The sequence below is a fragment of the Streptomyces achromogenes genome (assembly GCF_030816715.1).
In the GTDB taxonomy this organism is placed as follows: domain Bacteria; phylum Actinomycetota; class Actinomycetes; order Streptomycetales; family Streptomycetaceae; genus Streptomyces; species Streptomyces achromogenes_A.
This window is the reverse complement of sequence record NZ_JAUSYH010000001.1, coordinates 3777452-3791094: the sequence shown is the minus strand read 5'-3', so window position 1 is coordinate 3791094 and position 13643 is coordinate 3777452. Positions and strand designations below refer to the sequence as shown.

The 13643-nt window shown below is 72.5% G+C and carries 10 protein-coding genes; 8 read left to right on the top strand and 2 right to left on the bottom strand.

What is annotated here, in order from left to right; translation table 11 throughout:
* Nucleotides 1–104: 104 nt before the first annotated feature.
* Nucleotides 105–1739, bottom strand: coding sequence for a penicillin-binding transpeptidase domain-containing protein (locus QF032_RS16875; protein ID WP_307056384.1), 1635 nt, complete (start codon nucleotides 1737–1739; stop codon nucleotides 105–107).
* A gap of 126 nt (nucleotides 1740–1865) precedes the next feature.
* Complete coding sequence (locus QF032_RS16870; RefSeq protein WP_306951668.1) at nucleotides 1866–3617, bottom strand: dolichyl-phosphate-mannose--protein mannosyltransferase; 1752 nt, start codon at nucleotides 3615–3617, stop codon at nucleotides 1866–1868.
* Between the two features lie 63 nt (nucleotides 3618–3680).
* On the opposite strand from QF032_RS16870, the gene rsmI reads away from it, so the two are divergent.
* The 8 genes from rsmI (at nucleotide 3681) to QF032_RS16830 (ending at nucleotide 13602) form a co-directional block, all read left to right on the top strand.
* On the top strand, nucleotides 3681–4553 hold the full coding sequence (rsmI, locus tag QF032_RS16865) for a 16S rRNA (cytidine(1402)-2'-O)-methyltransferase (protein ID WP_307043642.1): 873 nt from the start codon (nucleotides 3681–3683) through the stop codon (nucleotides 4551–4553).
* Between the two features lie 245 nt (nucleotides 4554–4798).
* Nucleotides 4799–5206, top strand: coding sequence for a hypothetical protein (locus QF032_RS16860; protein ID WP_307043641.1), 408 nt, complete (start codon nucleotides 4799–4801; stop codon nucleotides 5204–5206).
* Nucleotides 5207–5293: 87 nt separating this feature from the next.
* On the top strand, nucleotides 5294–6214 hold the full coding sequence (locus QF032_RS16855; protein ID WP_307043639.1) for a TatD family hydrolase: 921 nt from the start codon (nucleotides 5294–5296) through the stop codon (nucleotides 6212–6214).
* A gap of 112 nt (nucleotides 6215–6326) precedes the next feature.
* Complete coding sequence (locus QF032_RS16850; RefSeq protein ID WP_307056382.1) at nucleotides 6327–7739, top strand: resuscitation-promoting factor; 1413 nt, start codon at nucleotides 6327–6329, stop codon at nucleotides 7737–7739.
* 78 nt (nucleotides 7740–7817) lie between these two features.
* Nucleotides 7818–8693 carry a 16S rRNA (adenine(1518)-N(6)/adenine(1519)-N(6))-dimethyltransferase RsmA gene (gene rsmA / locus QF032_RS16845; RefSeq protein ID WP_307056380.1) on the top strand — a complete coding sequence of 292 codons (876 nt, stop codon included), beginning with the start codon at nucleotides 7818–7820 and terminating at the stop codon, nucleotides 8691–8693.
* Nucleotides 8690–9589: a 4-(cytidine 5'-diphospho)-2-C-methyl-D-erythritol kinase gene (locus tag QF032_RS16840; RefSeq protein ID WP_307056378.1), complete on the top strand. Its 900-nt coding sequence runs from the start codon at nucleotides 8690–8692 to the stop codon at nucleotides 9587–9589. The genes rsmA and QF032_RS16840 overlap by 4 nt, the downstream gene beginning before the upstream one ends.
* Nucleotides 9590–9822: 233 nt before the next feature.
* Nucleotides 9823–11631, top strand: a complete 1809-nt coding sequence (locus QF032_RS16835) for an ABC-F family ATP-binding cassette domain-containing protein (protein ID WP_307043634.1) — start codon at nucleotides 9823–9825, stop codon at nucleotides 11629–11631.
* 189 nt (nucleotides 11632–11820) lie between these two features.
* Nucleotides 11821–13602 (top strand): outer membrane protein assembly factor BamB family protein, encoded by a 1782-nt coding sequence (locus QF032_RS16830; protein ID WP_307043632.1) that lies wholly within the window; start codon nucleotides 11821–11823, stop codon nucleotides 13600–13602.
* The last annotated feature ends 41 nt before the right edge of the window (nucleotides 13603–13643 follow it).

Below are 13643 nucleotides of genomic sequence, written 5' to 3'. Positions count from 1 at the left end.
TCCCCCCGCCCCGTTGCCCTCACCGACCCAAACGACGGCAACAGCCTAGAGTCCCGTCCTGTGGGTGTGACGCCATAGGTGACGTCGGCCACTCCGGTTCCGGTTCAGCCGGCCCGCAGCACCTCCACGACGATCGGCCCCGACGCGTCGATGCCGTGGCCGCCGTCCTGGGTCATCGCGGCGGCCGCCACGTCGCCCCGGTAGCCGGTGAACCAGCTGTCGGACCTGGCCTGTCCGTCGACCTCGGCGGAGCCGGTCTTCGCGCCGATGCGGCCGCTCAGCCCGGCCATCACCTCGGCCGCGGTGCCGCTGGTCGCGGTGCGGTTCATCATGGAGCGCAGCTGCTGGACGGTGCTCGCCGACAGTCCCTTCGCGCGGGCCGGGTCACGGCCGTCGAGGCTCAGCGGCACGATCACCGGCTGCCGGAAGGCGCCGGTCATCGCGGTCGCGGTCACCGAGGCCATGTTCAGCGGGTTCATCTGGACCTTGCCCTGGCCGATCAGGCCGGCCGCGGTGTCCGGGCCGCCGGCCGCCGGGACGGAGCCGTCGAACGAGGGGATGCCGGTCTGCCAGTCGAGGCCGATCCCGAAGCGGTCCCGGGCCTCGTTCGTCAGCGAGTCGGCCTTCACCTCGTCCGCGAACTTCACGAACGCCGTGTTGCAGGAGCGGGCGAAGCTCTCGGAGAGGGTCGCGCCCTCGTCGGGCTTCATGCCCTTGATGTTCTTGAAGGTCTGGCTCTCGGAGACGGCCGAGGACGGGCAGGGCGCGGGTCCGTTCGCGGTGGTGAGCCCGTTGTCGATGAGGGTGGCCGCGCTGACGATCTTCATGGTGGAGCCGGGCGCGACCTCGCCCAGGAACGCGGCGTTCCAGCCGTCGTCGCGGTTGTTGGCGACGGCCAGGATCTCGCCGGTGCTGGGCTGGACCGCCACCACCGACGACTCGGGGTACCTCTGGACCGCCTTCTCCGCCGCCGCCTGCACGCTCACGCTGAGGGTCGTGGGCAGCTTGCCCGCCTTGCCCTCGGCGAGCGTCAGCAGCGAGGTGTCGGCGGTGTCGGGGGTGGCGTGCCGGATCGCCAGCTCGATGCCCGGCGTCCCGCCCGCCTTCGCCCCGTACTTGGTGCGCAGCTGGTCCAGGACCGGCCCCAGGGAGGGGTACTTCTCCTTCGTCAGCACCTTGCCGTCCCGGTCCACGGCCTCGATCGACGGCGCCGAGGAGTCACCCGTGACCAGGGTGTCGTCCATGTTCTTCAGCGCGGGATGGACGACCGACGGCTGCCAGTCGACCAGCGCCTTGCCGGTGGTGACGCCCCGCACGACCGTCAGCCGGCTCCGGTAGGCGAGCGGCTTGGACTTCCCGCCGAAGGACACCGTCGCCTTCACGGAGAAGGGCACGCTGTCGCCGGCCGTTCGGCCCGGGGTGATCTTCACGCCCGTGATGTGCGCGGCCTGGCCGTACGAGGTCAGCAGCGGCTCGGCCTTCGCCGCGTTGTTGGTGAGATCGGCGGCGGCCGAGGCCTGGCCCTTCTCCCAGGCCGCGAAGAACGCGGCGCTGGTGTCCTTCACCTCGGAGCCGCTCGGTGGTCCGCTCTTCACGGCCACCGGCTCGGCGCCTCCCGGTCCGCCGCTCCCGCCGGTGTCGCTCAGCGCGCTCACGACGTTGAACGCCCCGTAGCCGGCCCCGCCCACCATCATCGCGAACACCGATCCCACGATGGCCGCCTTGGCACCCTTGCGCATGGTCCGCGCCCTCCCCGTCCTCCCCGTGGTGACCCTCGCGGGTCTTTTCTGAACGCGTTCAGAAAACCGCGCTCAGCCTCACAGTAAGCGCTGACATGGCGCACGGGGCGGGAGTTTCCGCAATCGTTAGACCCACGTGTCCAGCCACATCCGTGAACGCCAGTCGTCGATCGGGATGGCCTGGCCGGTGTACAGGGGGAAGAAGTAGATGAAGTTCCAGGTGATCAGGAGGACCAGGACGCCCGCGCCCGTGGCGCCCGCGACCCGACGGGTGTCGCTGGATCCCGGGGGACCGACGAGGGCCCCGATCATCATGGCCACGGCCAGACACAGGAAAGGCAGGAACACGACGGCGTAGAACAGGAAGATCGTGCGTTCCTGGTACATGAACCACGGCAGGTAGCCGGCCGCGACGGCGCAGACGATCGCGCCCGCACGCCAGTCACGGCGGAACAGCCAGCGCCACAGCACGAACAGCACCGCGAAGCAGGCCGCCCACCACAGCAGCGGGGTGCCGATCGCCAGCACCTCGCGCGCGCACTTCTCGCCCGCGTCCGTCGGACAGCCGTCCGCGCCGGGCGCCGGGGACTCGTAGAAGTAGGAGACCGGCCGGCCGAGGACGAGCCAGCTCCACGGGTTCGACTGGTACGTGTGCGGCGACGTGAGGTGGGTGTGGAACTCGTACACCTCGTGCTCGTAGTGCCACAGGCTGCGCCACCAGTCGGGGAACAGCCAGGTCCAGCTGCCGCCCTTGCCGTCGGTCGCCGCCCAGCTGCGGTAGTAGCCGCCCTTGCCGTCCGTGGCGGACAGGATCCAGCCCGTCCACGACAGCAGGTACGTGACCAGCGCGACCGGCACCGTCGCCAGGAACGCCAGGCCCGTGTCCCGCTTCAGCACCGCCAGGTACGGACGCCGGGCGCCCGCCACCTTGCGCGAGCCGACGTCCCACAACACCGCCATCAGGCAGAACGCCACCATGATGTACAGGCCGTTCCACTTCGTGCCGATGGCCAGGCCCAGCATCAGGCCCGCCCCCCAGCGCCAGGGGCGCCACCCGACGCGGGTCGTCTCCGCGAGGTGCGCGTCGGGACGGCAGCGGCCGTCGGCGTCCGGCTCGAGCGCCGCGGCGAGTCGCGCGCGGGCCCAGTCCCGGTCGGCCACCAGACAGCCGAACGCCGCCAGCACGAAGAACATCAGCACCCCGTCGAGCAGGGCCGCCCGGCTCATCACGAAGTGCAGGCCGTCGACCGCCATCAGCGCGCCCGCGAGGCAGCCGAGGAACGTGGAGCGGAAGAGACGGCGGCCGATCCGGCACAGCATCAGCACGCTGAGCGTGCCGAGCACCGCCGTCATGAACCGCCAGCCGAACGGGTCGAACCCGAAGAGCAGTTCGCCCAGCCCGATCACGTACTTGCCGACCGGCGGATGCACGACGTACGCCGCGTCCCCCGGGATCGGGACATGGCCGCCCGAGGAGAGGATGGCGTCGTTGGCGTTCTTGTCCCAGTTGACCTCGAACCCGCGGTGGACGAGCGCCCACGCGTCCTTCGCGTAGTACGTCTCGTCGAATATCACCGCCCTGGGGCTGCCCAGATGCCAGAACCGCAGCACACCCGCCAGCAGCGTGACCAGCAGCGGACCGAGCCAGGACGACCAGCGGACGATCCGGTCCGCCCACCCGTACGGGACGCCGAGCGCCTGCCACAGCCGCGGGCTGGGCTGCGCGAACGGCGGCAGCAGACGCTCCCGGACGTCGGCGGAGGACTGCGCCGGGTAGCCGAAACGGCGCAGCCGCTGCTGCCACGACGGCCGCCGGTCGTGCGGCGCCGGGCCCTGCCGGTAGTCCGTGGAGTCCATGGAGGACGCGGTACTGGTCACCGCGCCATCGTAGGGAACACGTCTGTGTGAGTCCCGTGTCTCTCCCCCTGCGAGGATGGAAACGTGACAGCTACGCCCCGAACCGCCCCCGGAGTCCTCGTCCTCGCCGGCACGCCCATCGGCGACGTCGCGGACGCCCCGCCGCGTCTCGCCGAGGAACTGACGGTCGCCGACGTCATCGCCGCCGAGGACACCCGCCGACTGCGCCGGCTGACCCAGGCCCTGGGCGTGACGCCCAAGGGGCGGGTGGTGTCCTACTTCGAGGGCAACGAGTCCGCCCGCACACCCGAGCTGGTCGAGGAACTCGTCGGCGGCGCACGGGTGCTGCTGGTCACCGACGCCGGCATGCCCTCGGTCTCCGACCCCGGCTACCGGCTGGTCGCCGCCGCAGTGGAGAAGGACGTCCGCGTCACCGCCGTCCCCGGCCCGTCCGCGGTGCTCACCGCGCTGGCCCTGTCCGGGCTGCCCGTCGACCGGTTCTGCTTCGAGGGGTTCCTGCCGCGCAAAGCGGGCGAACGGCTGTCGCGGCTGCGCGACGTCGCCGACGAGCGCCGCACCCTCGTCTACTTCGAGGCCCCCCACCGGCTCGACGACACCCTCGCCGCGATGGCCGAGGTGTTCGGCGCGGACCGGCGGGCCGCCGTCTGCCGCGAACTCACCAAGACCTACGAAGAGGTGAAGCGAGGCCCGCTCGGCGAACTGGCGGAGTGGGCGGCCGAGGGCGTGCGGGGCGAGATCACCGTCGTCGTCACCGGCGCGCCGCAGCGCGGGCCCGAGGAACTCGACGCGACGGAACTGGTGCGGCGCGTGCGGGTGCGCGAGGAGGCGGGCGAACGCCGCAAGGAGGCCATCGCGGCCGTCGCGGCGGAGGCCGGGCTGCCCAAGCGCGAGGTGTTCGACGCGGTGGTGGCGGCCAAGAACTCCGGTGCGCTCTGACCGCTGACGGGGTCGTGCTGTGACGGCTGACACCGGGGTGGTGTGAAGGGGCTCACAACCCCTCTGAGCAGGGCGCATGTCGTCTGAGCATGCGCCCCATGCGCGGGCAAAGGACCCCGGGCCCTGGGGCAAGGGACACCCAAATCGCCTTCAACAGTGCACAGGTCGAGTGCATTCGCCGCGGGGGAGGCGTCCACTGGACGACGGGACGTGAACCGTCCCACCAGCGGACCACGGGAGCGGCCATGAGTGACATCACAGGGCAGACCGGCCTCCGCGGCGGTGCGAGCGCCGTCGTCAACGAGTCGTACTCCTTCGCCTGCATGCGCTGCGGGCACGGCTGGGAACAGTCGTACGAGATCGAGCACCACACCGACGCCGACGGCCACGAGTTCGTCCTCTACGTGGCGAACGGGCGTGTCGTGCCGTCGCCGTTGAGCCGGCCGGCCTGTCAGAACTGCGACGGGCACATCGTGCGCATCATGCGGGCGGGCCAGGTCTCCTCGGTGCTGAGCGCGGCCCGTCAGCGCAAGGCGCCCCCGGCCGGACCGGTCCAGGCGCCGGTGACGGCGGCCGAGGGGGACCCGCAGGGACAGCCACAGCACCACTGGCACCTGTCCGACCTGCTGCACCCCTTCCGCAAGGCGAGCTAGCCCGGGCCGGCCGGGAGCCGTCGCGAGCTAGCCCGGGCCGGCCGGGGAGGGCGGCTCCTTCCGCGGCTCCTTCCGTAGGATCGGGGCATGTCTTCGAACGCCGGCGACCGCGCCGACAAGAGTGCCGCGCCGCCGCTTCCGGCCCCCCTCGGGGTGCCGGTCGCGGACTCCCACACCCACCTCGACATGCAGTCGGACACGGTGGCGGAGGCCCTCGCCAAAGCCGCGTCGGTCGGCGTGACCACGGTCGTCCAGGTCGGCTGCGACGTCCGGGGCTCGCGGTGGGCGGCCGAGACGGCGGCGGCGCACGACAGCGTGCACGCTGCCGTCGCCCTGCACCCGAACGAGGCGCCGCGGATCGTGCACGGAGACCCCGGGGGCGCCTCCCAGCCCCCGAGGGCCGGGGGAGGTCGGTCCCGGCACGGTGCGCGGACGGCGGGCGGCACCGCGGCGCTCGACGAGGCGCTCGCCGAGATCGACCGCCTCGCCGCGCTCCCGCACGTCAAGGGCGTCGGCGAGACGGGTCTCGACTTCTTCCGCACCGGCCCCGAGGGCAGGGAAGCCCAGGAGAGCTCCTTCCGCGCCCACATCGAGATGGCCAAACGGCACGGCAAGGCCCTGGTCATCCACGACCGCGACGCGCACGCCGACGTGCTGCGCGTCCTGAAGGAGGAGGGCGCCCCCGAGCGCACCGTCTTCCACTGCTACTCCGGCGACGCCGAGATGGCCGGGATCTGCGCCCGCGCCGGCTACTTCATGTCCTTCGCCGGCAACGTCACCTTCAAGAACGCCCAGAACCTCCGGGACGCCGTCGCCGTGGCCCCCGCGGAGCTGCTCCTGGTGGAGACCGACGCCCCGTTCCTCACCCCGGCGCCCTACCGAGGACGGCCCAACGCCCCCTTCCTGATCCCCGTCACCGTGCGCGCCCTGGCCGCCGTGCGGGGCGTCGACGAGGACGTCCTGGCCGCCGCTCTCGCCGCCAACACGGCACGCGCGTTCGGGTACTGACCCGCACACGCGCGTCGAACACCACACTCGGTAGCCGCGTCACTTTGGAGAGTGACCGTCGCTCCGCTAGGTTCTGGGGGCCCGATCCGGACCCCACCCCTGGAGTGTCGGCGTGAGCAACTCGCAGTACCTCGAGTACGGGCCGTACGGCGGCGGGACGCAGGTCGACCTGCACGACGCCGAGACGGTCGCGTACGGCGTGTACGCGGCGCCCGGGACGTACGACGACACGTACCGCCCCTCCTACGAGGAGTACGCGACGCACGACGCGCACGACGCGTACGAAGCGGAGCCGGCCGCGGCCGGGCCCGCGCGGACGCTGCAGCTGACCGAGCCGGTGCTTCCCCTCCCCGGACCGCCGCTGCCGGCGCAGGCGCGGGGCGTGGGGCGGCGGGCCGAGCGCCGGCGCCGGGCGCGTGACGCCGAGCGCCCGGAGTCCGCGATGCGCCGGCTGCTTCCGCAGGCCCTCGTCGTGGCGTTCCTGGCGGGCGGCACCACCGCGTTCGTCGCCGACGACAAGGCGGTGGAGCTGACCGTCGACGGCAAGCCGCGCACCCTGCACACCTTCGCCGACGACGTGGGCGAACTCCTCGCGGACGAGGGCGTGCGGGTCGGCGAGCACGACGTGGTCGCACCCGCCGCGGGCACGGATCTCGCGAGCGGCGACGAGATCACCGTGCACTACGGGCGGCCCGTCCGGCTCACCCTGGACGGGCAGCGCCACGAGTGGTGGACGACCGCGCACACGGTGGAGGAGGCGCTCCGGCAGCTCGGGGTGCGGGCGGAGGGCGCGTACATGTCCGTGTCGCGCTCGCAGCGCATCGGACGCGCCGGGCTGGCGCTGGACGTGCGCACCGAGCGTTCCGTCACCGTCATGGCCGACGGCCGGGCCCGCACCATCCGCACCAACGCGGCGACCGTGCGCGAGGCGGTCGCGGCGGCCGGGATCACCCTGCGCGGCGAGGACACCACCTCCGTCGAGCCCGGCAGTTTCCCGCGCGACGGCCAGACGGTCACCGTGCTGCGGATCACCGGCTCCCAGGAGGTCCGCGAGGAGCAGATCCCGTTCGCCGTGCGCCGCAGCGAGGACCCCTCGCTGTTCAAGGGCACGGAGGTGGTGGAGCGGGCCGGACAGCCCGGACTGCGGCGCATCACCTACGCCCTGCGCTCCGTCAACGGCGTGCGGCAGAAGCCCCGGCGGATCCGCGAGGAGACCGTGCGCGAGCCGCGCGAGCAGCGGGTGAGGGTCGGGACGAAGCCGCTGCCGTCGTCGGTGCGGGGAGCGGACGGCCTGGACTGGCGCAGCCTCGCGGCCTGCGAGTCGGGCGGCCGGCCCGGCGCCGTCGACGCGTCGGGCACCTACGGCGGCCTCTACCAGTTCGACACCCGCACCTGGCAGAGTCTCGGCGGCAGCGGACGGCCGCAGGACGCCTCGGCGGCGGAGCAGACGCTCCGCGCGAAGAAGCTGTACGTGCGACGCGGCGCGAGCCCCTGGCCGCACTGCGGACGACGCCTGCACGGCTGACCGCGTCGCAGGCCCCGCCTCGCCCGCCTCGCACGGCGGCGGTGCGGGGGCGTCCTTGCAGCCCCGTACCCTTGTCCCGTGAGCAGCAGCCCCCCTTCCGACGCCCTTCTGGGCCCCGCCGACATCCGTGAGCTGGCGGCCGTCCTCGGCGTGCGGCCCACCAAGCAGCGCGGCCAGAACTTCGTGATCGACGCGAACACCGTCCGCCGGATCGTGCGCACCGCGGGTGTCCGGCCCGACGACGTGGTCGTCGAGGTGGGTCCCGGGCTCGGCTCCCTCACCCTCGCGTTGCTGGAGGTCGCCGACCGGGTCACGGCCGTCGAGATCGACGACGTCCTGGCCGGCGCGCTGCCCGCGACGATCACCGCCCGCATGCCGCAGCGCGCGGAGCGGTTCGCGCTGGTGCACTCCGACGCGATGCACGTGACCGGGCTGCCGGGCCCCGCCCCCACCGCGCTCGTCGCGAACCTGCCGTACAACGTCGCCGTGCCCGTGCTGCTGCACATGCTGGAGACGTTCCCGAGCATCGAACGCACCCTGGTCATGGTCCAGTCGGAGGTCGCCGACCGGCTCGCCGCGGGCCCCGGCTCGAAGGTGTACGGCGTGCCGTCCGTGAAGGCGAACTGGTACGCCGACGTCAAGCGGGCCGGCGCCATCGGCCGCAACGTCTTCTGGCCGGCGCCGAACGTGGACAGCGGGCTGGTCTCGCTGGTGCGGCGGTCCGAGCCGGTCGTGACCACGGCGTCCCGGCGCGAGGTCTTCGCCGTCGTCGACGCGGCCTTCGCCCAGCGCCGCAAGACCCTGCGGGCCGCGCTCGCGGGCTGGGCGGGGTCGGCGGCCGCCGCCGAGAGGGCCCTGGTCGCCGCCGGGGTGTCCCCGCAGGCGCGCGGCGAGGCCCTCGGTGTCGAGGAGTTCGCCCGGATCGCCGAGCACCGGCAGCAGGCCCCCGCGTGAGCGCCCGCGTCACCGTGCGGGTGCCCGCCAAGGTCAACGTGCAGCTCGCGGTGGGCGCGGCCCGCCCGGACGGCTTCCACGACCTGGCCAACGTGTTCCTGGCGGTCGGCCTGTACGACGAGGTCACGGTGACCCCGGCCGACGCGCTCCGCGTCACCTGCGAGGGCCCGGACGCGGCCCAGGTGCCCCTGGACCGCACGAACCTGGCGGCGCGGGCCGCGATCGCCCTCGCCGAGCGGTACGGCCGGACCCCCGACGTGCATCTGCACATCGCCAAGGACATCCCGGTCGCCGGGGGCATGGCCGGCGGCAGCGCGGACGGCGCGGGCGCCCTGCTGGCCTGCGACGCGCTATGGGGCACCGGCGCCACCCGGGACGAACTCCTCGACATCTGCGCCGAGTTGGGCAGCGACGTGCCGTTCAGCCTGGTCGGCGGGGCGGCTCTCGGCACCGGGCGCGGCGAGAAGCTGACGGCCCTGGAGACCGGCGGCGACTTCCACTGGGTGTTCGCCATGGCCGGACGGGGACTGTCGACGCCGGCGGTGTTCCGCGAGTTCGACCGGCTCACCGAGGGGACGGACGTCCCCGAACCGGTCGCCTCCGGCGCGCTCCTGGACGCCCTTGCCGCGGGCGACCCCGACGCCCTCGCGGCCAACGTCTCCAACGACCTCCAGCCCGCCGCGCTGTCGCTCTTCCCCGAACTCGCCGACACCCTCGCGGCGGGGCGCGCGGCGGGCGCGCTGGCCGCCCTGGTCTCGGGCTCGGGGCCCACGACGGCGTTCCTCGTGCGTGATCCGGGGGCGGCGGAGACAGTGGCCGAGGCCCTGCGCACCTGCGGCACCTGCCGAGCGGTGCGGGTGGCGTCGGCGCCGGCGGCGGGGGCGACGGTGCTCTGAGGGGTGGCTGCGGTCAGAGTACGTCGACGGCGGTCAGGTCGATTGGACGCGGCGCTTGACGGACTCGGCGGTCGATGTTCCTCCCATGGACGGGATCCTGCTGCCCCACCTCCACGGTAGCGGCCCGGTCCCGAACCAGGTCATCACAAAGAGTGACGAGACCCTCGCGCCCGGTGCCTCACCCGTCAGGCCGTAGGCTTAAAGGCTGTCCGACCCCGATGCGCAGGAGTGAAATGGCCGTCAATCTGGTCAATGTCGAGAACGTCAGCAAGGTGTACGGGACCCGTGCGCTGCTGGACGGCATCTCGCTCGGCGTGTCCGAAGGGGACCGGATCGGTGTCGTCGGCCGCAACGGCGACGGGAAGACCACGCTGATCCGCATGCTCGCCAAGCTGGAGGAGGCGGACTCCGGCCGGGTCACGCACTCCGGCGGGGTGCGCCTCGGCGTGCTCACCCAGCACGACTCGCTCGACTCGGCCGCGACCGTCCGCCACGAGGTCATCCGGGACATGGCCGACCACGAGTGGGCCGGGAACGCCAAGGTCCGGGACGTGCTCACCGGGCTCTTCGGCGGGCTCGACCTGCCCGGCTTCCCACAGGGCCTGGACACCGTCATCGGCCCGCTCTCCGGCGGTGAGCGCCGCCGTATCGCGCTCGCCAAGCTGCTGATCGAGGAGCAGGACCTCATCGTCCTGGACGAGCCGACCAACCACCTCGACGTCGAGGGCATCTCCTGGCTCGCCCGGCATCTGCGCGAGCGCCGTTCCGCGCTCGTCTGCGTCACCCACGACCGCTGGTTCCTCGACCAGGTCTGCACCCGCATGTGGGACGTGCAGCGCGGCGCCGTCCACGAGTACGAGGGCGGGTACTCCGACTACGTCTTCGCGCGCGCGGAGCGGGAGCGCATCGCCGCGACGGAGGAGACCAAGCGGCAGAACCTGGTCCGCAAGGAGCTGGCCTGGCTGCGCCGCGGCGCGCCCGCGCGCACGTCCAAGCCGCGCTTCCGCGTCGAGGCCGCCAACGAGCTCATCGCGGACGTGCCGCCGCCGCGCGACAGCAGCGAGCTGATGAAGTTCGCCTCCTCGCGGCTCGGCCGGACGGTCTTCGACCTCGAGGACGTCACCGTCCAGGCCGGCCCCAAGGTGCTGCTGAAGCACATCACCTGGCACCTCGGCCCCGGTGACCGCATCGGCCTGGTCGGCGTCAACGGCGCCGGCAAGACCTCCCTGCTGCGGGCCCTGGCCGAGGCCGCGCGCACCGAGGGCGAGACCCAGCCGGCGGCCGGCAAGGTCGTCGTCGGCAAGACCGTCAAGCTCGCCTACCTCTCCCAGGAGGTCGCCGAACTCGACCCGAACCTGCGGGTGCTGGAAGCCGTGCAGCAGGTACGCGAACGCGTCGACCTCGGCAAGGGGCGGGAGATGACCGCCGGGCAGCTCTGCGAGACGTTCGGTTTCAACAAGGACAAGCAGTGGACGCCGGTCGGCGACCTGTCCGGCGGCGAGCGCCGACGGCTGCAGATCCTGCGGCTGCTGATGGACGAGCCCAACGTCCTCTTCCTCGACGAGCCCACCAACGACCTGGACATCGAGACCCTCACCCAGCTCGAGGACCTGCTCGACGGCTGGCCCGGCTCGATGATCGTCATCTCCCACGACCGCTTCTTCGTCGAGCGCACCACGGACCGCGTCTTCGCCCTCCTCGGCGACGCCGCGCTGCGGATGCTCCCGCGCGGCATCGACGAGTACATCGAGCGCCGGCAGCGCATGGAGGAGGCCGCGGCCGCCTCCGCCGCCCCGGCGCTCACGCAGAAGGCCGCGCCCGAGAAGAGCGCCGCCGACCAGCGCGCCGCAAAGAAGGAACTGCAGAAGATCGAGCGGCAGTTGGACAAGGTCTCCGAGAAGGAGACCAAGCTGCACGACCGGATCGCCGCCCACGCCACCGACTTCGCGAAGGTGGCCGAACTCGACGCCGAGCTGCGCGCGTTGGCCGGTGAGCGGGAGGAACTGGAGCTGCGATGGCTGGATCTCGCCGAGGACGCGTGAAGGGTGCGTGAAGACGCATAACGACGGCATCACGGGGCGGTCCTCCCTTGGGAACAGGGGTGGAGCGGCCCCGGGAGCCGTCGGCGCCGGGTGATAGAAAGAGCCGTCCGAGAACCTTCTGAGGACGGCTCCGGGTGGTCACTGGCCCGGAGGCGTGGCTAAAAATCAGTGACCAGGGGGAACACGCCGATGGCCCAGCCGCCCAGTCAGCCGCCGCAGCCCGGCGGTTTCGGAGCACCGCAGGACCAGCCGCAGCACCAGCAGCCGCCGCAGGGCGGCTTCGGTGCTCCGCAGATGCCGCCGCAGCCGCCCCAGGGCCCGCCCGCCCAGCCGCCGCAGCCCGGCTACGGCTACCCGCAGCAGCCGGGCCCCTACGGGCAACAGCCCCAGCAGCCCGGCCCGTACGCGCAGCCCGGCCAGCCCGGCCCCTACGGGCAGCAGGGACCGTACGGGCAGCCCGCCGGTCCCTACGCCCCGCAGCCCGGCTACGGCTACCCGCAGCAGCCCCAGTTCCCCGGCGCGCCCGGCGCCCCGACGGGCGGACGCAACCCCTTCAAGGGGCGGCCGGCGCTGGTCGTCGGGGCCGCGGTCGTGGCGCTGCTGGTGATCGGCGGCGCGGTGTTCGCGGTCACGAGCGGCGACGACAAGGACCCGAAGAAGCCCGTCGCCGGACCGAGCGGCGACGACAAGGCGACGAGCGCGGCGCCGGTCAACCCCGGTGACGGCGACGGCGACGGCGGCGGGGACGACCAGGACTTCAACGCCGGGCGCAAGTCGGGCGAAGCGAAGGTGCTCTGGTACAAGGAGGCGCCCGACGCGCCCGCTTCCGGCGCCGACGCCCCCGGCATGTGGATCACGTCGAAGGCGGCCGTGAAAGCTGCGTACAAGCAGGTCGTCGCGTACAACGTGGCGGACGGCAGGCCGACCTGGCCCGCCCTCACGTTCCCGCAGAAGATCTGCGCGGTCACCCCGCAGCGGACGGCCGACGACAAGATCGTGGTCGCGTACATGAGCGGCACCAGCGACCGCGCCAAGTGCAACCAGCTCCAGCAGGTCGACCTCGGCACCGGCGCCAAGGGCTGGACGGGCGTGGTCGCGGACGGCGCGCTGTTCGACAGCGCGATCAGCGTCGAACTGTCGCTGGCCGGCAACACGCTGATGGTGGGCCGCTCGCAGTCCGGCACGGCGTACGACGTCCGCACGGGCAAGAAGCTGTACGACAAGCAGAAGTACGGCGACGCGTGCTTCCCGACGGCGTTCGCGGGCGGCACCCGGCTCATCTCGGTGGCGTCCTGCGACGCGACCAAGGCCACCGAGCACGACGAGCTCCAGGAGCTGGACCCGGCCACCGGCAAGGTCAAGTGGACCCAGAAGTTCGACAAGGGGTGGAGCGTCGGCAAGACGTACTCCGTCGACCCGCTGGTCGTCTACAGCACCAACAAGGACAAGAACTCCTGGAACATCTCGACGTTCAAGGCGAACGGCTCCTACCGCTCGCAGGTCGGCTTCGACGAGGACTTCGCCCCCGACTGCGACTCCGGTTTCCTGCAGCGCAACCTCACCGGCTGCCAGGGCACGGCGTCCGACGCCAACACGCTCTACCTGCCGACCGACGCGAAGAGCGGTGCCAACGAGATCGTGGCGATCGACCTGGCCACCGGCAAGGAGAAGTGGCGGGTGAAGTCCCCGACCGACGAAGCCATGCAGCCGGTGCGGGTCGAGGGCGGGAACCTCGTGGCGTACGTCCAGCCGTCGTACGACGCGCCCGGTCAGGTCGTGGCGATCCCCACGGCGGGGTCCGCGCACACGCCCACGAAGCTGCTCCAACTGCCCGAGAGCACGGTCAAGATCGAGGACGGTTTCTACTCCCGTGCCGTCGACTGGGTCGGCGGGCGCTTCTACCTCTCCACCACCCGGCTGACGGGCAACGACGACACGAAGGAGAAGCTGATGCTCGCCTACGGCAAGTGAGGCGAGCCGCCGTCCTCCCGGCCCGCGCCGTCCCTCCGGCT

What these genes read in the sequence shown, in the direction of transcription:
- QF032_RS16855 (WP_307043639.1), top strand. Translation starts at nt 5,294, where the DNA reads ATGTCTTCGAACGCCGGCGACCGCGCCGACAAGAGTGCCGCGCCGCCG.
- QF032_RS16875 (WP_307056384.1), bottom strand. Translation starts at nt 1,739, where the DNA reads ATGCGCAAGGGTGCCAAGGCGGCCATCGTGGGATCGGTGTTCGCGATG.
- QF032_RS16835 (WP_307043634.1), top strand. Translation starts at nt 9,823, where the DNA reads ATGGCCGTCAATCTGGTCAATGTCGAGAACGTCAGCAAGGTGTACGGG.
- QF032_RS16860 (WP_307043641.1), top strand. Translation starts at nt 4,799, where the DNA reads ATGAGTGACATCACAGGGCAGACCGGCCTCCGCGGCGGTGCGAGCGCC.
- QF032_RS16830 (WP_307043632.1), top strand. Translation starts at nt 11,821, where the DNA reads ATGGCCCAGCCGCCCAGTCAGCCGCCGCAGCCCGGCGGTTTCGGAGCA.